We start from the raw sequence: 21,544 nt of genomic DNA on the forward strand, positions 1-21,544 counted from the left end.
CATTCATTGGACATGATTAGCATCCTGCTGAGCACGTAAACAGAGAATGCGTCCTGTCACGTACCTCAGAATCTTTTCAATATAGAATACCGGAGATAGGTCATGTCACGCCTGTTTGATAGCTTCATCATGGTTAATTGGAGCGCAACTTCTAAACCAACCACAGGCAAAGACTCCATCTGGATTGGTGCACTTGTACCAGACGCACGCCTACGCTTAACTTTTCGTGCTTCAAATCCCGCCACGCGCGAAATAGCATATCAGCAACTTCAAGAATTACTGACGCGCCTTACAAACAGAGGTGATCGAGTATTCCTTGGGTTTGGCTTCCCACTCGGATTTCCGGAAGGCACATCTAAAAAACTAGGCCTCAAAGGTGACAAGCCTTGGGAAAGCATGCGTGATTTCTTAAAAAAAGAAATGAAAGATAAGCCGGACAACACAAATAATAGATTCGCGTTAGCAGCGCGTATGAACCGCCTCATCTCAGACGGCCCCTTTCCTTTTTGGGGTTGCCCAAAGAGAGATGAACTAACAACTCTCTCTGTAAAAAAACCTCGTGAGCACGAAAGTGGCGATATGAAAGAATATCGCCGCACTGAAGCAGAACTCACAAAACAAAAACTAGCGCGTCCACAACCGATTTGGAAAATCGCATATGCTGGAGCCGTAGGCGGCCAGGTTATGACGGGCCTTCCTGTCATCCATAAACTTCGTGCTGATTTTGATAGCCTCCGTATATGGCCGTTTGAACTACCTTTAGAGCCTTTGATAGAAGAAAACCTAGAGGGAATATCAATCGTTGTCGCAGAAGTTTTCCCGTCAATGCTTGAGCAAAAGAATGCCGAAACTGAGATTCGAGACGAAGCTCAAGTACGAATCATGGCCGAATATATTGCGAATCTAGACGAAAAAGACCGAATCGCCGCCCTCTTCGAAGGCCCGAAAAAGGGATCAAAAGCGGCTCAAACAGCTATTTCATCCGAGGAAGGATGGATTTTTGGCGTATAAGCCCCTGTTTATCGGCATTTTCGACAGTTAAAGGCTTTACTAAACGGCCAAACAACTGCGAGATCGCGCCAGTCGCCGCAACAAACGGGCGGCGGATCGTTTTTTAGGAGGGACATAATGAACAAGTCCGAACTTACGAAGCAAGTTGCAGAAGCTGCTAGCATGACTCAATCTGAAGCAGGCCGCGCTGTTGATGCTGTCTTGGACACTATTTCCAGCGAACTTAAAAAGGGTGAGCAAGTTGCACTTGCTGGTTTTGGTACTTTCTTGGCCAAAACACGTGAAGAGCGTCAAGGCCGCAACCCTGCCACAGGCAAGCCAATGACAATCCCGAAGAAAACTTCGGCGTCATTTAAACCTGCCTCAGTTCTAAAAGACCTTTAGAGCTATATTTCACCGAGACGGTGGAATTTATCTTTTTAAGATACAAAAAACGGCGCGCGGCTCACGAGTTGCGCGCCGTTTTCCATTCTAAGAAAATAACCTGACAAATACCGACAACGAGCGAACCTATTGCAACACCTGACATAGCACCCACAGCGCCATATCCTTTGATCAAAGTGAACCAATACACCAATGGCAACATGACCGTTAGATAGGCACCTATGTGGATTGCCGCAGGTATCCAAACTTTTTCCTGCGCTCTAAGTGCTGAAGACGCAACCACCTGTAACCCATCAAACATCACCACAAAAGCCGCCACTCCGATAACAGGCGCTAGCAACTCTATTGTACCTAGAGTCACAGCTTCCTCACTGCTAGCCATACCTATCGCTAAAGGCATCTGCAAAACATATATAATTGTCGTCACAACAACACCCGCCAACACAGCGGCGAATACACCTAGGCGTGAGGCATTCTTTACACCAATTGCATCGCCGCGCCCAAAACTTTCAGCAACACGCACAGACGTAGCCGTGGCAATCCCTACAAAGAGCATGAAACTGAAAAATATCGGCTGAATAGCGAGTGAATAAATCATGCCTGTCATTGTGCTCGCCAAAGTCGCAATAACGAATGTTAGATTAAACGTTGCAAACTCGGCCATATTCGCGATTGCGCCTCCAATGCCGACAGTATTTTGTCTCAGAAATTCTCCTTTTGGAGCAGGTTTCGACTTTTTAAACCCCGGCGTATAAACAAAAACCAAGATCAATAAGAAGACCGCCGTAAATGCACGAGAGCCAGTCGTTGCCCAAGCAACGCCGTCTGCTCCCATTGGGTCAAAACCCCACCAACCAGCAACTAAAGCTAAATCAAACAATACGTTAGCACCCACCCCCAAATAGGTGATTATCGTTACCCAAACAGGTTTCCTCAATGCTTCCAAATACATTGTCGCGCCGAACACCAGCATGTGAGCAATCATGCCGTATGCCAATATTGTCGCTGCTGAGGAGGCCCCTTGAACCACTTCGGCTTGTAAGCCCAACAGATCATACATTGGACGAGACCACATAATAATAGCCAGCATGCTGACAAGGCCTATAGAGCAGCCTACCCACATCCCACGCCGAAACACCCGCCCTGTATCACGATAATGGCCAGATGCATTTAGTTCAGCCGTGAATACCTGCACACCTTGCAAAACGCCCATACCGGCGGCCATACCAATACTCAACAATAACCAAGCGATGGTAATATATGGCACTTCTAGCTGCGCCATTCGACCAAGAACAACCGCATCAGTCACAGACATTATGGGAAGAGAAAGACGCGACAAAGCGACTGGAAACGCCAATTTCATCAGATCAACAACTTGATCTGGTTGCGCCCATTCGGGTAATTTACTTTTAGTTAAAGTCGACATCAGCTAAGCTCCTTCGCTAGCCGAGCGGCCAGCGAAGAAGGGTCTATACCTACTGCGCCGCTAGCGCCACACTTGATTTTTTTGACCGAAGTTTCTCTGCAACTAAGAAAGCTAATTCCAGAGCCTGCTCACCGTTCAATCGCGGATCACAATGCGTGTGATATCGTGATGATAGATCTGCATCCGTTATATCTTGAGCTCCACCTAGACATTCAGTTACATTTTGACCAGTCATCTCAAAGTGAACACCACCCGGGTACGCACCCTCAGTCGACACAACGTCAATAAACTGAGCAACTTCCGACAAGATACGGTCTACAGGTCGTGTCTTATACCCAGATTCAGATGTGAGTGTGTTTCCATGCATCGGATCACAAGACCAGATAACAGAACGCCCTTCTTGCTCGACACGTCGGACTAATTTGGAAAGTCCATCTTCAACTTTATCGGCACCAAATCGCGCAATCAGAACCATTTTCCCTGGCTCATCTTCTGGGTTGAGCGTGTCTATTAAGCGAATCAGCTCGTCTGGATCCAAAGTTGGACCACACTTCATGCCAATCGGATTAATAACACCACGACAAAATTCGACATGCGCTCCATCAAGCTGACGAGTACGATCACCAATCCAAAGCATGTGAGCTGATGTATCCACGGTCTGATTCGGAATTGTTGAATCTTCACGTGTCATCGCCTGCTCATACCCCAGCAGCAACGCCTCATGAGATGTATAAAACTCAGTTTCACTCATAATCGGTGTGTTGTCAGGTGTCAGCCCAATAGCTTCCATAAAATCAACAGCTTCATTGATCTGTGTCGCTATTTTTTGAAATCGCTCGCCTTGGGGTGACCGATCAACAAAGCTAAGCATCCACTTATTCAAATTGTGTAGGTCAGCATAACCGCCGCGAGAAAAAGCCCGCACGAGATTCATCGTGGCAGCCGACTGGTTATACGCGCGGATCAAACGCTGAGGATCAGGTGTACGACTTTCAGGCGTAAATTCCATTCCATTGATAATGTCACCACGATAGGAAGGAAGAGTTACACCGTCTTTTACCTCAACAGGGCTCGAACGTGGCTTAGCAAACTGTCCTGCAATACGGCCCACTTTCACAACAGGTTTTGATGCAGCAAATGTTAGCGTTACAGCCATCTGCAAAATCACACGGAACGTATCGCGGATGTTGTTCGAGTTAAATTCTTTAAAACTTTCAGCACAATCACCGCCCTGAAGCAAAAATGCTCTTCCGGCAGCAACATCACCCAAACGCGCTTTCAATCGACGCACTTCTCCTGCAAACACCAATGGTGGGTATTGAGATAGTGTTGCCTCAACGTCAGCTAGGGCAGCTGAATTTGGGTAATCTTCTGGAATGTGTTTAGCAGGTTTTGCCCGCCATGAATCTGGTGCCCATTTTGTCATGATGACTGACTTCTTTTTATAAAAACTGAGCTACTGTCATAGCCAACAGCAATGCAATAGAGCAAGGTCTGCTTTGATCACTTAAACAAGAAATTTGCATTTTTCTTAGTATTCAAAGAGTTTCGCGTCTCTTTTTGCTCTTTTATCAGCCGCAATTAGAATAATTTCTACAATTTTCCCGCGCGTTGGCCGACTTCCAAGTTGATTGGACGGATCTATATTGTGCCGTTCAACTATCTTTTTCAATGCAGCAATTGATCTGTTTTTTAAAGCAAATTTTAGACCCTCAGCACCCGCTTCTTTAAACACAACATTAGGATTAAAGCCTGTAACCTGCTCTTCTAATTCACGCGCTTTGGTAACATCTTTTGCTTGCTTTAAGATTTCATCTTCCAGCTTACGGGCAAATGCACGATTTCTTGCTGCTTCATCTGCCACGATACCAAATAATGATTTAAGCGACTTTTCGATCATAAAAGTCCAACCTTTTCCTGAAACTCAGCTGCAAGGTCTCTAACAATGCCTGCAGCATCTCCATATTTTTGATCAAAACTTCGAGGCGTTTCTGACCACTCACCAGCACGTGCAATATTTTCGTTTTGAGGAACGACTATATCAAAAGTCTTAAAGTCCGACCGTAATGACAGCACTTCACTCTCATGAAGAACGATATTGGGATCATATTTAGTAATCAGAGTCAGAATATTGTCTTCTGTGAAACGTCGTTTTTCCATAGATCGCACTGCGCGGCGACGAAAAGCAAAAATACCTAATCGAGAAACATAGTCAGGGATTGTCGGGATCACCACATACTCAGACATTGTGATAGCCGCTTCAGCAAATAACGATATTCCTGGTGGACAATCAAACAGCACAACATCGTAATTTGATGCAACACTTTCTACAGCTGAAGCCATTAAACGCGTCAAGCGCTCCTGAACGGCAGTAATTGTGAAACCTTGACGAATAAATTTATCCAAAGCGTCACGCTCAACATACCGAAATTCGGGTGTCGCAACGACTAGGTCGACGACAGGCTCCCCTTGTAAGTCACTAATTCGCGGCGCGATAAATTCATGAAATCTGCGTGGCTCAGTGCCATGCACAAACTGCGCAAAATATGCATCGAGTGTGCGCTCAGACTCCCGCAGCTCAGACCATTTATCCAAACCACACAAAATCATGGATGCATTAGATTGTGGATCTAAATCAACGACCAATACGCGCATTGAAGCTTGAGATGCTAACGCTTCAGCCAACATGCAGACGCTCGTGGATTTCCCAACGCCACCCTTCATGTTCATCACAGACACAATACGCATAATTAGTGATGACTCCTCAAACTAAACAATTCGCAATACAGCCAACAACGAAACCGGTGTATTTACCATATTCTTGGTTCAACGGAATGAAGCACAGGTCAACCACCTTAAGATTACAGCTTGTGTATATTCTAGGCTGACCTGTACTTTTTTTGCAAAAAAGTCTGTTTATGAATTTTTTTTAAGAACCGTATTTTTTCTATGTCGGTACAAATTTAGTCCGCATAGTCACCAACTCTTCTGCAAGAGAAGGGTGCAATGCACATGTATTGTCAAAATCCTGCTTCGTCGCATTCATTTTTACTGCAATACCGACTGCTTGAATGATTTCAGGTGAATCAGGTCCTACGATATGACATCCCAATACAACCTGATCACTGGCGCGAACAACTATCTTCATCAACACACGAGATTGATCTCCAGAAAGCGCATTCTTCATGGGTTTGAAATCTGACTTATAGATATCAATTTCACCATGTTCAGCTCTAGCTTGTTCTTCACTAAGGCCAACCGTTCCGACAGGAGGTTGAGTAAATACTGCTGTCGCTATCTTATCATGATCAAAATGGTGCGGCTTTCCACCAAATTCTGTGTCTGCAAAAGCATGCCCCTCGCGGATGGCAACTGGTGTTAGATTGACGCGGTCAGTCACATCACCAACAGCCCAAATGGTCGGCACGTTTGTTTTTGACCACTCGTCAACTTTAATCGATCCATTCGCTGCCAACTCAACACCGGCGTTTTCCAGTCCAAGTCCTTTTGTATAGGGTGATCGCCCAAAGGCCCCCATGACAATATCAGCATCTATCGCATGTCCATTAGACAGTTCCACTTTGTATTGGTGGTCACTATCAGATGTTTTAGAAACCTTTTCAAAAACAGCACTCGTCACAACATGAACACCAGCCTGAACCATGCCCTGATGCACAGCAGTACGGATATCATCGTCAAACCCGCGAAGTACGGTATCACCGCGATAAACAAGGTGCGTTTCAACACCAAGTCCCGCAAAAATATGTGCAAATTCTACCGCAATATATCCGCCGCCACCTATCACAATGGATTTAGGCAATTCTTCAACATCAAAAATTTGATCTGATGAAATACAGTGTTCGGCACCTTCAAATTCACCTGGAACAAATGGCGTCCCACCAACAGCAACAAGAATACGTTCCGCTGTTACCGTTTTACCTGACTTCACAAGTTTTATCGTGTGCGCGTCTACTATTTCAGCGCGCTCATGAATTAGCTCAACGCCCGCATTATTTAAGTTGCGCGCGTAAATCCCTGAAAGGCGATCTACTTCAGAACCAAGAGATGTGATAAACGCTTTGTGATCATATGATATCTCGGGAATAGTGTACCCAAACCCTTTGGCATCCTTAAATGCCTTCCGGTATTCGGACGCATAAACCATGAATTTTTTGGGAACGCATCCTCGAATCACACACGTACCACCGGTACGAAATTCTTCAGCTATGGCAACTTTAGCACCCGTTAACGCAGCAATACGGGATGCACGCACACCACCAGATCCAGCTCCAATGGTGAACAAGTCATAATCATAGCTCATGTGCGATAGCTCCCGCATTCTATTCTTGGCAAACTCAAAGCGTCGAAGTTTATTCTTCTCTAGCTATCGTTTCTGCGCCAGTTTCTGTTCCAATGATCACCGCGTCAGCAATATCCAGAAATAATCCGTGCTCAACAACGCCTGGAATTTGATCCAACACGGCACCTAGCATATCTGGGTCTGGAATAGCCTTACAATGTAGATCCAGAATGTGGTGACCGCCATCGGTAAGTAAAGGTCCCCCCCCCTCATTTAAACGTACATTGACGTGAATACCGTACATTCCTAGAATTTCTAATGTCTCTTCAATACGCGCTTTTGTGAGCGCCATACCAAATGGATTAACTTCTACAGGAAGTGGAAAGGCACCCAACTGAGCCACTTGTTTGGAAGCATCAGTGATCACAACCATCATGTCAGAAGAGTCGGCAATAATTTTTTCACGTAACAAAGCAGCACCGCCACCTTTTATAAGGCGAAGTTCAGGATCAAACTCATCTGCCCCATCTATAGTAAGATGTATTGTTGGTGCTGTATCTAAATCAGCCATCGGGATATTCAACGAACGCGCCTGAGCTTCTGTAACTTCAGAAGTAGATACACAGATAACATCCAGTCCCAATTGCACCTTCTTACCAAGCTCTTCAACGAAAAATGCTGCTGTAGAGCCAGTTCCAAGGCCAAGCGTCATTCCATCTTCGACGAGTTTGAGAGCTTCGATTGCGGCATTACGTTTAGCAATATCTGACATGTTCTAGATTTCCATTCCATTATTTCTTCAAACTCAAGGAGCATATTTAAAAGCAAAACAAAGGCTTTCTCATTCACCAAATTTATTGCTTCTTTTTGCGTGCGCTCATCACTTCACGAAATTTGGCACTCCATCCCGTTTTTGTAATCTGCTGCCCTCGCGCTAATGCCAAATCACCTGCATTCACATTTTTTGTTACAACAGATCCAGAACCAACCATCGCTCCGTCTCCTATTTTGACTGGAGCCACCAATGATGAATTGGAACCTACAAATGCGTCCTTTCCGACTTCAGTTCTATGTTTGAAATACCCATCATAATTACAAAAAATCGTCCCCGCTCCAATGTTGGCATTTTCACCGACAACACCATCACCTAAATACGCTAAATGGTTGGCTTTAGAACCCTTTTCCATTGTCGTGTTTTTAACTTCGACAAAGTTTCCAACACGCACGTCCTCTCCAATAGATGCGCCTGGACGCAAACGCGCATATGGACCAAGCACAGCGCCCTCAGAAACACTAGCGCCTTCAAAATGGCAAAACGCTTTTATAGTAACATTACTCGCAATTGATACGCCTGGGCCAAACACCACATTTGGCTCGACAAACACATCATTGCCGATTTGTGTATCCCATGAAAAATACACTGTGTTCGGGTCTATCATGCCGACACCTTCTTCCATGAAACGAATGCGTGCTCTTTGTTGGAAAACGGCTTCTGCTTCGGCTAATTGCACACGAGAATTCACGCCGAGAACATCATCTTCCCGACACGAAACAGCTGCAGCTTTCAGTGAACGCTTACGTGCTAATCCAACTAGATCAGTGAGGTAATATTCACCTTTAGCGTTGTCGTTTTTAACCTCACCAAGCAGCTCTTCCATAAGTGGCCACGGCGCAGCCATCACGCCAGAATTACATAAACGAACAGCATATTCTTCAGGAGACGCATCTTTTGCTTCAACGATGCGATCTAAACCACCATCTTCCCCGAGAATTAAACGACCATACCCGCCCGGATCATCCGCCTCAAAGCCCAGAACACTTATCGAAGCGCCTTCCTCAATCGAAGTAAAAGCACCCAATACTACCTCTTCAGGAATTAGTGGTGTGTCAGCATAAAGGACGATAGCTTCGCCTTCAAAACCCTTCAGAGCAGAAGATGCAGCCTGTACAGCAGTCGCTGTTCCAGATTGTGTTTCCTGAACACAAACATTTTCTGCACCAACCAATGTGACAGCAGCTTGATGAACATCTTCAAACTGAGGCCCAACGACAATAATCGTTTTTTCGCACCCTAATTTTGTCGCAAGATCGGCTGTCCAAGCCATCATCGCACGTCCACCAACCTTGTGTAGGACTTTCGGCGTCGCCGATTTCATGCGTGTGCCTTTACCGGCGGCCAAAATAATTGCTGCTCTAGACATATCCACCCCTCGCTGTCAGTAACTAAATCCCTTAAGATTGCCGGACATTCCTTCAATTGGCTCTCTGTAGCAAGCTTTTCTGTTGCATTTTTTAGCGCCCCAACCAACTCCACTATAAAGAGGTCTCACGCATCATGTTTTTAGAAGGTTACACAATAGTTTTCGACCTTGATGGAACATTGGTTGAAACTGCCCCAGACCTACACAGGGCCACGAATGAAATCATGCGAACCGAAGGTCTAAAGGAAGTTAGCCTCAAAAATGTCAGAGCTTTTGTCGGTCAGGGGGCACGAGCACTCATAGAACGAGGTGCCGCGATTTCTGGCAAAGTATTCAAATCCGATAAGCTGGATGAATTAACTTCCAAATTTGTTGAAATATACCAAGCCGACATTGCTGGTCGCAGTCATCTTTTTGATAATGTTGAAACTACACTAGATGCCTTGGAAGCTGCAGGCGCTCAATTTTGTGTATGCACCAACAAAAAAACACATCTAGCGGTTCGTTTACTAGAAACTCTTAACATCGCTCATAGGTTTAAAAGTATTGTGGGTGCAGATTCTGCTATTCATGCCAAACCACACCAACAACATTATTTGCAAGCAGTGGAAGAAGCAGGAGGCGACCCAAAACGATCGATTATGATCGGCGATTCACACTCTGACGTTGGCGCAGCCCGCAATGCCGGTGCGCCAATTGTCTTAGTCTCATTTGGTTACACCGACATCGCACCAATAGATCTAAATCCAGATGCGATAATCGATGACTTCAATGAATTACCTAGTTCACTTTTGTCTCTTTTGAAGCAAGTAAATTAGTTCATCATCTGACGGTCTACTCTTTGGGCGTAGTCGAAGTTTTTCTCTGAGCTTCCCCTAAGTGAGCCTCCCACACCGGGAGTTGGCATACCGTTCACCATATTGGAACGAATATCAGTTCTAGCTGATCGCATTGCAGGAATAAATCCAGCATCAACCAGATTGATATTCACGTCATAACCGCGGTTTTTCCAATATTCTTCGATCTTGTTTTTAATGCGCATAGCGCCGTCTTCAGTACAAAAATCGCTGGCCATTTTACTTTACTTCTCCAAACCTATCCATTGAATTTACTTCTTGCGTCAATGGTAGAGACAAGTCCCTCTAAATAAACAAGCACTGATATTTGTTGTTTTCTTCACTACTTGAATGAGTTAAATATATCTCATCAAATGGTAAATTCAATAGTTTAAATTAAACTGCATAAAACTTTCAACAAAACTGAACCTAAGCTGAACAATCTTTTATTTGTTCATATTCTATTCATGTAGAGATACATTTTTTATTGATTATCATTATGATTTAACAAAAATTTGAATTTTATTCTGAACGAATAACGGATACAAATTCGAACGGAACAGACATTCATTTTCTGCATCAATTCATTGAGATAGAAATGGTATTGAAAGGCTCGATTGCGAATCAAGCAAAATGCGTACACGCAAGAAAATGCGTGATCCATCGAAATGGGTACAACATTAAAAAATGAACAAGCCCACACTACAGTACAGCGCAGATCAACGATTTTGAAAAGGAGATTAATTCAATATCTCTATCGAAAAGCTTGTTGAAAAATGCTCTCCAGCCGGCAGATTAACGCCGCCCAATTTATCGAAATTTTCGGAATTAAACGCACCTGCTGAATGCGTCGTCGGTTCAAAGCAAAAATAACCTTCATTGGGAGGCGAATAAACCATAGCCCGTCGCATATTCTGATCAGCCCTAATCAAAAGGTCGATCGTATCATTGCATTTTTCAATATGAGCTACACCATCCCAATTGTCATAATTGTGATCAATCAATTCGAGCTGTTTAATGGGCTTTGATTGCGAAAAATCTAACCGTTCTTGTGCAGCTGTAGGCAAAGCAATTGCTTCAGATTGCATAAATGGAAAATAAACTTCTTTAGCAAAAAAATGTAGCTTCGTATTTTCAGTTCCCAAAAAATAAGGATGAAACCCACATCCTAACGGCATTGTTTGACCCCCCGCATTCTCCACGTCGAGACTCATCGTCAACACACGTCCCTCAAGAGAAAACGACATTTTAGCGTGATACGGCCACGGCCACCATTCAGTGCCGCTATCAAATACAAGTTCACAAGATGAACTGGTCTGACTCTTAATCTGCCAAACACTCTGCCATCCATTACCATGAATAGCATGCTCATCAGCATCCCAATTTATATCAAGTTGGATTTGCTTCCCTTCATATTCAAAAGCACCGTGATGAATGCGATTGGAAAAAGGAATAAGCGGAAACGACCCGGAATTGAGCGGTGATTGATCGACATCAGGAGCCAGCGGACGAAAAACATCACGCCCGTGTGCTTTAAAGAAAGTAACCATTCCGCCAAATTGTGGTGAAAGCCCAAATTCCAAGAATTCATTCTTGAGAATAACAGTCGAGATCATATTTCGCTCTAAAAAAAAGGGGAAGAGATCGTCCACACTTACAGGACTTCTCTTCCCACTAAAAGATACGAGAGGTTATACGGGACGATACTCCTCCAGAACGCGAATTGGGAATGCAACCACTCCACGTTATGATAGCGTTACCATATTATCATATCATTTGACAAGCATTTTTACGCATTTTCATTTTCAAAAAATTTTAGAGAAATTATAATTTTACGAAATAGGTGCCGAAGCTGACTCTCTTTTGATCAAAGAATAATCTAACAAGCTGGTTGTTTTAGGGATAACGTTATTATTGCCTTCGTTGATAATCTCACTCAGCAATCTAACAGCCTGCTCAGTCATTTCAGACAGAGGTTGCCTAATTGTCGTCAGGTTTGGCCAAACTGTCGTCGCGATTGGCGAATCATCAAAACCAACAACAGACACATCTCGTGGAACTTTCAGCCCTAATTCAGACGCAGCTGCAAGGACACCTGCGGCCATATCATCATTACTTGCGAAAATTGCGGTTGGAGGGTTATCTGACTTTAGCAATTGAAGTCCCGCTTCTATTCCTGACCGGTAAGTAAAGAAACCCGGAGTCATTAATTCACCACCAAACGGTAGGCCAGCTTTGCTGACACTATCCTCAAAACCCGCCTGACGAAGAACACTTGTTCTGTGATTTGGGTGACCCTGAATATACCCGATCCGTTTATGCCCAAGACCGATCAAGAAGTCTGTCATATCTTTAGAAGCTTGAAAATCATCGATTCCAATCTCGTGAGCACGCCCTTCTACGCCGCCACTTTCCAAAAATACAGCGGGAAAACCTTCTGCATCCATAAGGCGTCGAATACCCGCTACATCACTGATTGGAGCAGGAATTATGAGGCCATCCCATGTACTATGAAGGTCTTTTTTTAGAGTGTCGGGAGAAATATCCTCGGGCACGCGGTTCACGATAAGCTGAAATCCGAGCTTACCAACCGCTTCCAAAGCCCCAAGAAGCAATTCTCCTAAATATGCTGATGATGGGTTACCGTACAGAAGACAAATGCGTGTTGTACGACCACTGGCTAAACTGCGTGCCGCCTGATTTGGAGAGTATTTTAATTCCTCCACAGACGACAATACTTTTTCTCGCGTTGCAGATTTTACAATGGAAAGATTATTAAGCACACGTGACACAGTCATTGGTGATACGCCTGCGTGTTTTGCAACATCGATTAAAGTAATGGATGCTTTTCCACGCTCTTTTTTTGTGGTCACAAATTTGATCCTAATCTCGAAAAATCCTGCAACACCCTCCAAAGACAAATGCATATTGTCAATTTGTACGTGAATTTTTCTTCATATCCATAGACTTAAAATCCAGCGCTACCAGACATGGAAACGACTTTCTCTTGAATTCTATAACTATCTAACAAAATTAGCTTAGACCAAATCCTGAGAACAATTAGATATATATTCTATCCAATTGCTAATTTTAGAATCAGCAAAGCACCCGACTTATTTGAAATTTATGCTAACGCTATCAGCATTACGGGTCAAAGCACTTTTGCAAGCAAGCACACATCTCGCCAACTCAACTCAAGCTAGCGCAATCATTTTGATCAGACTCAGTTTCAAACAGCTTTAAATTGAGCACTACCTAAACGATTACATCACTGCACTTGATACCTTGATATCGAATCAGCTCTACTTTTCTTCTAGATAAGGGTCTTTGCCAGCTCCCTCAATAAAGCGCTGAATATGTTCTTCCAGCACAGGCAATGGCACTGAGCCTATCTGCAACACGGCATCATGAAAATAACGAAGATCAAACTGCGCACCCAACGCATCTTCAGCTTGAGCACGCAGTTTCAATATAGTCATTTCACCAAGATAATAAGACAATGCTTGGCCAGGCCATGAGATATAACGATCAACTTCAGTGACAATTTCATGTTCTGCTAATGCTGTATTTGTACGCAGAAAAGCCTGCGCCTCATCACGGCTCCACCCCTGGGCATGAACACCAGTATCTACCACCAATCTGGAAGCACGCCACATTTGATAGCTCAGCATCCCAAAAATTTCATAGGGCGTCTCATATATCCCCATTTCTTCACCAAGCGTCTCAGCATATAATGCCCAACCTTCACCATATGCAGAAATATAGTCCTTACGTCGAAATTCTGGCTGGTCATCTTGTTCATGACTTAAAGGTATTTGAAACGCATGCCCTGGAGCTGCTTCATGTAAGGTCAGCGCAGGCAATGAATAAAGAGGCCTTGAAGGAAGGTTATATGTGTTTATCCAATATGTACCAGGCCCACCTCTGCCAGAGGTGTAAAACGGCGCGATGTCTGCCGCAACTGGCCTTATTGCAAATGGCTTACGCGGTATCCGACCAAAATATTCTTCAGCTTTTGCATCAAACTTTTTTGCCGTCCATGCACCACGCATAAGCAATTCTCGTTCAGTCTTCGCGTAAAACTGAGGATCTGTTCGCAAAAAATGTAAGAAATCTTCAAAGCTGCCCTTAAATCCCGTTTCAGCAATAACCTCATCCATTCGAGACCGTATTTTTGCAACTTCAGACAATCCAATACTGTGTATTTCATCTGGAGTGAGGTCCAAAGTCGTGTATTTGCGAATTTGAGCCTGATAGTAATTGGCTCCATCAGGTAAGTCTGTCGCGGCTATAGAAACAACCGTTTGCGGAAGATACTCCTCGATATAAAACTGCGCCAACTTTTCATAAGCTGGTTTTATTTCATCTCGAATAACTCTGCGCGCATCTGCCTTGAGAATGTCAGCTTTCTCCGGTGGAACGCCCGCACCTAAATTTTCAAATGGCGCATAAAAGCTAGTGTCTTCTTCATTCGTATCTACAATATTGAGTATGGATTGTTCTCGCCCCTTTAATGTCACTCTGGGAGGTGTGAAGCCACGCTCCAAGCCTGCCCTCATATTATCCATCTGTTGATCAAAAAATCTGGGCAAGTCCTCAAGCTTAGCAATAAATTTTATTGCATCTTGTTCGGTTTCCAGTTTTTTAGGAAAGCCGTAAGCAATTCCAGACCAAAAAGACGAATCAGAATTTAGCGGTTTTTCAAAGTCACGGAATTTCAGCTCGTCGAGCTTAACAGCAATTTGCCTAGCATAGATTTGGAAATTTATCTGATCTTCTATCGACAATAATGACCGATCAATTTTTTGCAGTTTTACCTGCACACCTTCAAGATATTTTCTCGTCGCGTCCATTCGCACTGAAGAAACGTCATCAAATCTTTGCGAACTATCTATATCAGCTGACTCAAGATAACTCTTGCCTCTTAAGTCCCACTCTTCCTGATATATACCTTCAAACTGAGCGATCGCAGAATTATCGGTAGGAACGGCTACACAACCCGACAAAATGACGAGACACACGCCGCTCACAGCGCTCAATATTTTTGAAGTTCCATAATTGCGCATCTTTATCGCACTCTAGATTGGGACAAGTCCAAACGTGCGCGAGAACAAGATTACAATCAAGACTGGTATAAAACTGAAATTGCTAGAATGCTCTTCTGATTGAATGTCAGAAGGAACTAAAATTTTGGATTCAAACTCCAAAATTGTCTTTATATTTCAAAGAGAAAGAATGGTGGTCCCTGCAGGATTCGAACCTGCGACCATCCGCTTAGAAGGCGGGCGCTCTATCCAGCTGAGCTAAGGAACCATTATTCAAGACGTCTCATACCAAAACAGATTATAAAATGCACCTGTCAAATGGCAATTAAAACCAGATTAATTCAAACAAACTTTTCGTCTCAACCAGCCCACTAGTGTGTCCAAGGGTTTTTACGGTCTGCCGAAAAGTTTTCTGCGTAAGTTTTAATGATTCGTTTTGGCGCTCTGGGTGTCACGACAGTGAACTCAAGGCCTTCACGTTTCGCATAAGAGATCGCTTCTTCAGAACTATCAAACTTCATCCGCAACTGAGTTTCAGTGCTGTCTGTGCTCGTCCATCCCATTAGCGGATCAATGCTACGTGATGCTGCTACATCCATTTCCAATACCCAAGTATCAGATTTTGCTTTACCAGACTGCATGGCATTTTTAGATGGCTTGTATATTTTGGCCAGCATGGACTTACGCACGCTCCTCACTGAATTGAAACTATTCCTAGTGAATGCCCGTAAACGGGTTAAAATTCAATATCCTTATCGAGAATTACCTACTCATCATCGATAGCACACTGAATTTTACTTACGACTAACGGACATAACTCTGCCATTGAACCGATAGTAGAGGCGCGAATGGGCGTTTCTTTGGCCTTATGCAATACAGCTTGCCAATCTTCATCTCCATGCAACCCCTCGCCCATAAATAAGCCCACCACATTTATTGCTTCAGAAAAAGTTTGAATCGATTCTTCAGCAAATGGTTCCTCTTCAAGATAAGCGCATTCAACCGATCGGCCATATTTTTGTTTCAACCGGTCAGCCAAGCGCTCATTGGCAAGACGTGAAGCAGAAGATTTTTTTGATCCGTGCGCGACTAAAAGAATCGGCCCTAAAGGAAAACTAATATTGATTGCTTGGGCCAACTCCGGCCAATCGCAAAGAGGGGGCATCACATTAATCGACTTATAGGAATGATTCGCGACAGGCTCATTAACCGCATTTGTGATTTTAGTGAAAAAGTAACCGTCAGAAAAAATCATCGGAATAATAATGAAGCGGCTCCCCGAAGCTGCATCTAGTTTGCGCTCCAAATCACCTTCTTCAGATAACAATGCTATATCACAAGAATGAGGATTGAGTTGCTGTGTGACTTTAGCCGCCAACTCTTTCAAATTTGAGTTGCGTTGCGCACCACGCCTATCGCCATGTGCACAAAAAAGAATATCGGTTTTTGAAAAATCTCTCATCTTCTCTGTATATCAGCCATTGGATATTTTGTGAGGATGATTTTAATTTAAAATGGTCGGGACGGAGAGATTCGAACTCCCGACCCTCTGGTCCCAAACCAGATGCGCTACCAGACTGCGCTACGTCCCGACTATTTTAAATAATCTGCCTAAGCAGTTTAATCTGAACATTTTAGCTAATTCGAAAATCAACTGCGTTGCTCAGAGGACGCTTTGTATCTAAATTTTCGCAGAACAAAAGACCCTAATTCAAGTTTTTTTGCTTAAAAGCGAAAAAACTTTGTCTAAGCTCATCATTAAACGATATTTCTGTCGATAAACGCCCTATTCGGCCGCTTCCACATTGTTGAATATAGCGTGATGCACCACATCGCCCGGTGAAATATCCAAAGTGCCTGTTGCACCACCAGCCAACTCCAACACACCTTTTACAGCCATTCCTGGAGAAATACGGCGCTCAGAGTGAGGACGTGCATTACGTGCGATAGCAACCACGACACCATTATCATCCAGAAAAAGCATATCTAATGGGATGAGGGTGTTTTTCATCCACATATTTGGTTCACGCGGCTCGCCAAAATCAAACAACATGCCTGCGTCTTCGGCTAAATTTTCACGAAACATGAGGCCTTGAGATGTTTCTTCCGGACTGTCTGCAATTTCAATATTGATTAGGTGTTCAGCTTCACCTGTATCAACAACCAATGTTCCAGTTTCAAATTTAACACCACTATCTTGAGCACTCACATGTGGAATCGCCATACACACAACAGAGAAAACAGCGATTGCAGAAAACAGATTCTTCAATTTAGGCCTCACAAAGCAATTTACTAGACAACCAGAACAGTTTGGCTTCCTTTGCTACCAATTACCGAAAAAACCTTAGACGACAAGCCCAAGCCTGCTTAAACAGCAAATAGTGATTTAAAAACAAATCGAAAACTACGGCTCGAGACTAGCATCAACGACGTAACTACCTTTAGGGCCTTTACCAATCGTCACCCAAACTTTTTGACCAGGTTCTGCTTCTTCAAGCCCTGCTTTGCGCAGAGTCACCATGTGAAGAAATATATCTTCTACTTCGCCGACGCGATGAACAAAACCATACCCTTTTGTACGGTTGAACCATTTGATAAGAACAGCTTCACGTTCTGCATTGACCGGTGCGACGACAACTTCGCCGCCCTCTAATGATTTAACTTCTGTTACTTGATATCCGCGTTCACGTTTCACAACATCGCAGGAAATCAGCATGCCTTCAACAACTTGTTCGACACCAAATTCACGCAAAATCGAAATGTGTAGCAAAGCTTCCTGACCATCTAATCCATCATCAGGAATAATGAACCCAAAGCCTTTGACAGAATCAAACCACTTTACGCGCCCTGAAATTGAGACTTTCGGTACTTCATTATTGGTAGCTTCGTTTGACCCCTGCTCCATATTTTCTCTTACTTAAGTCCCTGCCGCCTTTAAACCAATTCCTATCCCTATACTAACGCAAGGATAGGCCCCTACAAGACCGACAGCCCATCAGTCTGATCTTAATCAAATAAGTTGTTTTTTTAATATGTCAAAGGCTAAACATTTCCGTGTTTAACCCTACCAAGCAATTCACCAGTCTGAAAAAGCCGAGAAAACATATTTTTTCAACAATAGTCATGCACACAAAGTCGCACGACGCACAAAAAATCAGCTTTATGAATGAGAAAAATCCCAGATCGGGAATTAAGTTTTCAAACACCTGGCAGTCCCTAGGGGAATCGAACCCCTCTTTCTAGGTTGAAAACCTAGCGTCCTAACCGATAGACGAAGGGACCGCATCGGTGTGAGAGCGCTGTATACAAATGTGCCTTTTTAGATGCAAGTTCTTTTTTCAATTATTTAGAAAAAAAACCATCTGACACCTCAAACTGAACTTTTCCGGCTCCTCTCCACTCATCAGGCTTCAACTTACCGGCCAAATGCATCATTTGCCCCGAAAGAATCGCTTGGCCAAGATCAGCATCTGCAGCTCGAAACGCTATTGCTCTAAGTTTTCCACCGTCTTCTCCTAATATTTCAAAGCTTAAGTGGTCCACTCCAACACGTCGCACATTGTGTGACCGCACATTCGCCATAGCAAATATCGGCTCTGGAGAACCTGCACCATATGGTCCAGCCCCATCCACTGAGAGCAATAATTCTCCATCCGCTGACGCAGGAGACAATAATCCATCAAGCTCCAGAACACGCGCCTGCTCTAATTCCTTTTTAGCTTCAGCTGTGCTCTCTTCCATATAATCTCGAAAAGCTTCCAGTTGGGAAGGTTCAAGTGACAATCCCGCCGCCATAGCATGACCACCTCCTGAAAGAATGATTCCCTCTTTAGACGCCTTAGCAATCAAATTCCCTAAATTTACACCAGCCACAGAACGACCAGACCCTTTTGCAACAGGGCCAAGCTCTTCTCCCCACCCAATAACGATTGTTGGCCTATGAAATTTTTCTTTTAAACGTCCCGCCACAATTCCGATAACGCCTGGGTGCCATCCCTCGCCGCCCACAACTATGGCACCTGCATCAGGTTTTTCGACTAGACGTGATTCGGCGATTCGTGTTGCTTCATCTAAAATCTCAGCTTCAATTTCTTTTCTAGCTTCGTTTAGAGCCTGAAGTCGTTCAGCTAATGCAAGCGCTTCTTTTCTGTCTTCAGTCGCAAGCAATTTGGCCGCAATCCAAGGATCACCGATTCGCCCGCCTGCATTTAGCCTAGGACCAAGTAGAAAAGTCGCGTGATAAACGGATTTAGGGGCCTCAACGCCCGATACTTGAGACAAAGCTGCCAATCCAACATTGTCCATGCGTTGCAAAACCTTCAAGCCCGCATTTACAAATGCTCTGTTAACGCCCTTAAGCGGTGCCATGTCACACAATGTACCTAATGCGCAAAGGTCCAGCCACTTCATTGGATCAGGCAAACCACCAGCTGGAGCCACTGACTTTTGCCTCGCCAACCTATTCAATCCCGCTGTAAGGACGAACACAACTCCCGCCGCCGCCATATGCCCGCAACCTGACTTACAATCAGGTCGGTTGGGATTAACAACAGCTGCCGCAGGGGGAGGCTCACTTTGCATCAAATGGTGATCAAGCACCACAACATCCAAACCCAGACTATGCGCTGCCTCTAGTGCTTCTACAGCAGCAGCTCCACAATCCACAGTCATAACAAGCTCTGCGCCTTGTTCCTTTAGCGATTCAAACGCTTCCACAGAAGGGCCATAGCCCTCCGTTAGGCGGTCTGGAACATATAAAATCAGCTCTCGGTCCCAAGCTTTGAAATACTTCGTCAAAATTGCCGCCGACGTACCACCATCAACATCATAATCTGCAAGCACCGCACATTTTCGGCCACTCACCAATGCCTCTAATATCACTTCGCAAGCAGCGTCCATGTCAGCAAAGCTAGAAGGATCAGGAAAAAGGGCCTTCAGAGTTGGAGAAAAATAAGTATCAGCCTCATCCAAAGTCACCCCTCGACCAGCCAGTAGCTTCCCAATCAGGTCTGGCTTAGAGAGTCTGCGCGAAATTTCAGTGGCTTTTTCATCATCAACAGGCCGAACTCTCCATCGTCGCCCTGTCAAAGAATGCTCAACACCCAAAAAAGCTGGCCCAGTATCTTCGACATCAAGGTCTTGCGACGGATCAAGGAATGGGGAACGAGACATCTAAACAACCAATCTGTAAAACGCATCTAAGCTTTTAAAAGCAAAATGCTTGATCAAGACCTGTTCTACCCCTTCACACACACTTGTCATCTCATCAGATGCAAAAGAGGCGATTTCCCTATGAGAAACCGCCTCTTTTTAATTCTATTCAAACGAATAATTTTCAACCGGCCACGTTTAGCCTGGGTATGTAGACTTCACAGTACGCACAACACCATCAAAAGAAGACATCACGACTGAGTCGGTATAAACTTTCCCATTGCGACGTTTCACACCAGAAAGCAGGCCACCATCTGTTACACCAGTTGCGGCAAAGACTGCATCTTTTGAACAAAGCTCGTGAAGATCGTATTTTTTGTCAAAATCTGTAATACCGATACGTGACGCACGTCCGCGCTCATCATCATTGCGGAATGTAAGACGACCTTGCATCTGCCCACCCACACATTTTAGCGCAGCCGCTGCAAGAACACCTTCAGGCGCCCCACCAGAACCGATATACATGTCAATGCCAGTGTCAGGGTTGGTTGTGTTGATAATACCAGCCACATCCCCATCAGAAATCAAAGAGATGCGGATACCCAATGAACGCAGGTCTTCAATTATTTTTGCGTGACGCGTCCGGTCCAGAACACATACGTTTAACTGATCAACTGAAACACCTTTAGCAGCGGCAACAGATTTAGCGTTTTCAATTGTTGATTTATCTAAATCGATAACACCTTCAGGATAACCGGGACCAACCGCAATTTTATCCATGTAGACGTCTGGCGCGTGCAGCAAACCGCCGCGTGGCGCGATAGCAAGAACTGCCAATGCATTCGGCATTGCTTTCGCTGTTAGTGTTGTGCCTTCCAATGGGTCAAGCGCAATATCAATTTCAGCGCCTTTACCCGTTCCAACTTCTTCACCAATGTAAAGCATTGGAGCTTCGTCGCGCTCACCTTCACCAATAACAATGCGGCCCTGCATAACAACTTCGTTCAAAGCTGTACGCATCGCATCCACCGCAGCTTGATCAGCTGCTTTTTCATCGCCGCGACCGACCATTGTCTCTGACGCAACAGCTGCACGTTCTGTTACGCGCACCATCGCATCTGCATATGTTGGATTCAAAGCATTAGAAGTCATTATTGTCCCATTCTTTATTTAGTATCTTAATTACGGCT

The 21,544-nt window shown here is 44.3% G+C and carries 20 protein-coding genes and 3 tRNA genes; 3 read left to right on the top strand and 20 right to left on the bottom strand.

Translation table 11 applies throughout. The features are described 5' to 3' along the window. Positions 1–102 precede the first annotated feature (102 nt). Together HBAL_RS09245 and HBAL_RS09250 are read left to right on the top strand one after the other, a co-directional pair. Complete coding sequence (locus HBAL_RS09245; protein WP_015827680.1) at positions 103–1,011, top strand: molybdopterin-guanine dinucleotide biosynthesis protein A; 909 nt, start codon at positions 103–105, stop codon at positions 1,009–1,011. A 114-nt stretch (positions 1,012–1,125) separates the two neighbouring features. Further along, complete coding sequence (locus tag HBAL_RS09250) at positions 1,126–1,395, top strand: HU family DNA-binding protein (RefSeq protein WP_267879147.1); 270 nt, start codon at positions 1,126–1,128, stop codon at positions 1,393–1,395. Positions 1,396–1,456: 61 nt separating this feature from the next. On the opposite strand, the gene HBAL_RS09255 is transcribed toward HBAL_RS09250, so the two are convergent. The 7 genes from HBAL_RS09255 to glmU all read right to left on the bottom strand — a co-directional run bounded on the left by HBAL_RS09255 (position 1,457) and on the right by glmU (position 9,322). After that, the gene (locus HBAL_RS09255) at positions 1,457–2,821 is read right to left on the bottom strand and encodes an MATE family efflux transporter (protein WP_015827682.1); all 1,365 of its coding nucleotides are present in this window, start codon (positions 2,819–2,821) and stop codon (positions 1,457–1,459) included. A 49-nt stretch (positions 2,822–2,870) separates the two neighbouring features. Further along, on the bottom strand, positions 2,871–4,247 hold the full coding sequence (locus HBAL_RS09260) for a class II 3-deoxy-7-phosphoheptulonate synthase (protein ID WP_015827683.1): 1,377 nt from the start codon (positions 4,245–4,247) through the stop codon (positions 2,871–2,873). A 105-nt stretch (positions 4,248–4,352) separates the two neighbouring features. Beyond that, positions 4,353–4,721 carry a hypothetical protein gene (locus HBAL_RS09265; RefSeq protein ID WP_015827684.1) on the bottom strand — a complete coding sequence of 123 codons (369 nt, stop codon included), beginning with the start codon at positions 4,719–4,721 and terminating at the stop codon, positions 4,353–4,355. Next, a complete protein-coding gene (locus HBAL_RS09270; RefSeq protein WP_015827685.1) occupies positions 4,718–5,569 on the bottom strand; it encodes a ParA family protein in 852 nt (283 codons plus the stop codon). The genes HBAL_RS09265 and HBAL_RS09270 overlap by 4 nt, the downstream gene beginning before the upstream one ends. Before the next feature lie 199 nt (positions 5,570–5,768). Then, on the bottom strand, positions 5,769–7,142 hold the full coding sequence (gene gor, locus HBAL_RS09275; RefSeq protein ID WP_015827686.1) for a glutathione-disulfide reductase: 1,374 nt from the start codon (positions 7,140–7,142) through the stop codon (positions 5,769–5,771). A 49-nt stretch (positions 7,143–7,191) separates the two neighbouring features. Beyond that, on the bottom strand, positions 7,192–7,893 hold the full coding sequence (rpiA, locus tag HBAL_RS09280) for a ribose-5-phosphate isomerase RpiA (RefSeq protein ID WP_015827687.1): 702 nt from the start codon (positions 7,891–7,893) through the stop codon (positions 7,192–7,194). 82 nt (positions 7,894–7,975) lie between these two features. Next, on the bottom strand, positions 7,976–9,322 hold the full coding sequence (glmU, locus tag HBAL_RS09285; protein WP_015827688.1) for a bifunctional UDP-N-acetylglucosamine diphosphorylase/glucosamine-1-phosphate N-acetyltransferase GlmU: 1,347 nt from the start codon (positions 9,320–9,322) through the stop codon (positions 7,976–7,978). A gap of 134 nt (positions 9,323–9,456) precedes the next feature. Here glmU and HBAL_RS09290 point away from each other — a divergent pair, with 134 nt between their 5' ends. Beyond that, positions 9,457–10,140, top strand: a complete 684-nt coding sequence (locus HBAL_RS09290) for an HAD-IA family hydrolase (RefSeq protein ID WP_015827689.1) — start codon at positions 9,457–9,459, stop codon at positions 10,138–10,140. Here the strand turns inward: HBAL_RS09290 and HBAL_RS09295 are convergent. The 13 genes from HBAL_RS09295 to glpX all read right to left on the bottom strand — a co-directional run bounded on the left by HBAL_RS09295 (position 10,137) and on the right by glpX (position 21,506). Continuing rightward, positions 10,137–10,397 carry a hypothetical protein gene (locus HBAL_RS09295; protein WP_015827690.1) on the bottom strand — a complete coding sequence of 87 codons (261 nt, stop codon included), beginning with the start codon at positions 10,395–10,397 and terminating at the stop codon, positions 10,137–10,139. The two genes, HBAL_RS09290 and HBAL_RS09295, sit on opposite strands and share 4 nt — an antisense overlap. 501 nt (positions 10,398–10,898) lie before the next feature. Further along, a complete protein-coding gene (locus tag HBAL_RS16345; protein WP_015827691.1) occupies positions 10,899–11,774 on the bottom strand; it encodes an aldose 1-epimerase in 876 nt (291 codons plus the stop codon). 216 nt (positions 11,775–11,990) lie between these two features. Then, positions 11,991–13,031 (bottom strand): LacI family DNA-binding transcriptional regulator, encoded by a 1,041-nt coding sequence (locus HBAL_RS09305; RefSeq protein WP_015827692.1) that lies wholly within the window; start codon positions 13,029–13,031, stop codon positions 11,991–11,993. A gap of 429 nt (positions 13,032–13,460) precedes the next feature. Further along, the gene (locus tag HBAL_RS09310; RefSeq protein WP_015827693.1) at positions 13,461–15,224 is read right to left on the bottom strand and encodes a DUF885 domain-containing protein; all 1,764 of its coding nucleotides are present in this window, start codon (positions 15,222–15,224) and stop codon (positions 13,461–13,463) included. A 170-nt stretch (positions 15,225–15,394) separates the two neighbouring features. Beyond that, positions 15,395–15,471 (bottom strand) — tRNA-Arg (locus HBAL_RS09315). Between the two features lie 103 nt (positions 15,472–15,574). After that, positions 15,575–15,880, bottom strand: coding sequence for an ETC complex I subunit (locus tag HBAL_RS09320; RefSeq protein WP_015827694.1), 306 nt, complete (start codon positions 15,878–15,880; stop codon positions 15,575–15,577). Between the two features lie 89 nt (positions 15,881–15,969). Next, positions 15,970–16,665, bottom strand: coding sequence for a sirohydrochlorin chelatase (locus HBAL_RS16350; RefSeq protein ID WP_015827695.1), 696 nt, complete (start codon positions 16,663–16,665; stop codon positions 15,970–15,972). A 53-nt stretch (positions 16,666–16,718) separates the two neighbouring features. Next, positions 16,719–16,795 (bottom strand) — tRNA-Pro (locus tag HBAL_RS09330). A gap of 194 nt (positions 16,796–16,989) precedes the next feature. Next, a complete protein-coding gene (locus HBAL_RS09335; RefSeq protein ID WP_015827696.1) occupies positions 16,990–17,472 on the bottom strand; it encodes a DUF192 domain-containing protein in 483 nt (160 codons plus the stop codon). 135 nt (positions 17,473–17,607) lie between these two features. After that, positions 17,608–18,108, bottom strand: coding sequence for a cold-shock protein (locus tag HBAL_RS09340; RefSeq protein ID WP_015827697.1), 501 nt, complete (start codon positions 18,106–18,108; stop codon positions 17,608–17,610). Positions 18,109–18,410: 302 nt separating this feature from the next. Continuing rightward, positions 18,411–18,485 (bottom strand) — tRNA-Glu (locus tag HBAL_RS09345). A 60-nt stretch (positions 18,486–18,545) separates the two neighbouring features. Further along, positions 18,546–20,375, bottom strand: coding sequence for a single-stranded-DNA-specific exonuclease RecJ (gene recJ / locus HBAL_RS09350; protein WP_015827698.1), 1,830 nt, complete (start codon positions 20,373–20,375; stop codon positions 18,546–18,548). Positions 20,376–20,552: 177 nt separating this feature from the next. Next, a complete protein-coding gene (glpX, locus tag HBAL_RS09355) occupies positions 20,553–21,506 on the bottom strand; it encodes a class II fructose-bisphosphatase (RefSeq protein ID WP_015827699.1) in 954 nt (317 codons plus the stop codon). Between the last annotated feature and the right edge of the window lie 38 nt (positions 21,507–21,544).

This window comes from Hirschia baltica ATCC 49814, from assembly GCF_000023785.1.
In the GTDB taxonomy this organism is placed as follows: Bacteria; Pseudomonadota; Alphaproteobacteria; order Caulobacterales; family Hyphomonadaceae; genus Hirschia; species Hirschia baltica.

Coding starts and splice junctions, on each gene's coding strand:
- HBAL_RS09290 (WP_015827689.1), top strand. CDS start 9,457: ATGTTTTTAGAAGGTTACACAATAGTTTTCGACCTTGATGGAACATTG.
- HBAL_RS09255 (WP_015827682.1), bottom strand. CDS start 2,821: ATGTCGACTTTAACTAAAAGTAAATTACCCGAATGGGCGCAACCAGAT.
- HBAL_RS09340 (WP_015827697.1), bottom strand. CDS start 18,108: ATGGAGCAGGGGTCAAACGAAGCTACCAATAATGAAGTACCGAAAGTC.
- HBAL_RS09295 (WP_015827690.1), bottom strand. CDS start 10,397: ATGGCCAGCGATTTTTGTACTGAAGACGGCGCTATGCGCATTAAAAAC.
- HBAL_RS09245 (WP_015827680.1), top strand. CDS start 103: ATGTCACGCCTGTTTGATAGCTTCATCATGGTTAATTGGAGCGCAACT.
- HBAL_RS16350 (WP_015827695.1), bottom strand. CDS start 16,665: ATGAGAGATTTTTCAAAAACCGATATTCTTTTTTGTGCACATGGCGAT.
- glmU (WP_015827688.1), bottom strand. CDS start 9,322: ATGTCTAGAGCAGCAATTATTTTGGCCGCCGGTAAAGGCACACGCATG.
- HBAL_RS09260 (WP_015827683.1), bottom strand. CDS start 4,247: ATGACAAAATGGGCACCAGATTCATGGCGGGCAAAACCTGCTAAACAC.
- recJ (WP_015827698.1), bottom strand. CDS start 20,375: ATGTCTCGTTCCCCATTCCTTGATCCGTCGCAAGACCTTGATGTCGAA.
- HBAL_RS16345 (WP_015827691.1), bottom strand. CDS start 11,774: ATGATCTCGACTGTTATTCTCAAGAATGAATTCTTGGAATTTGGGCTT.
- HBAL_RS09310 (WP_015827693.1), bottom strand. CDS start 15,224: ATGCGCAATTATGGAACTTCAAAAATATTGAGCGCTGTGAGCGGCGTG.
- HBAL_RS09265 (WP_015827684.1), bottom strand. CDS start 4,721: ATGATCGAAAAGTCGCTTAAATCATTATTTGGTATCGTGGCAGATGAA.
- rpiA (WP_015827687.1), bottom strand. CDS start 7,893: ATGTCAGATATTGCTAAACGTAATGCCGCAATCGAAGCTCTCAAACTC.
- gor (WP_015827686.1), bottom strand. CDS start 7,142: ATGAGCTATGATTATGACTTGTTCACCATTGGAGCTGGATCTGGTGGT.
- HBAL_RS09270 (WP_015827685.1), bottom strand. CDS start 5,569: ATGCGTATTGTGTCTGTGATGAACATGAAGGGTGGCGTTGGGAAATCC.
- glpX (WP_015827699.1), bottom strand. CDS start 21,506: ATGACTTCTAATGCTTTGAATCCAACATATGCAGATGCGATGGTGCGC.
- HBAL_RS09320 (WP_015827694.1), bottom strand. CDS start 15,880: ATGCTGGCCAAAATATACAAGCCATCTAAAAATGCCATGCAGTCTGGT.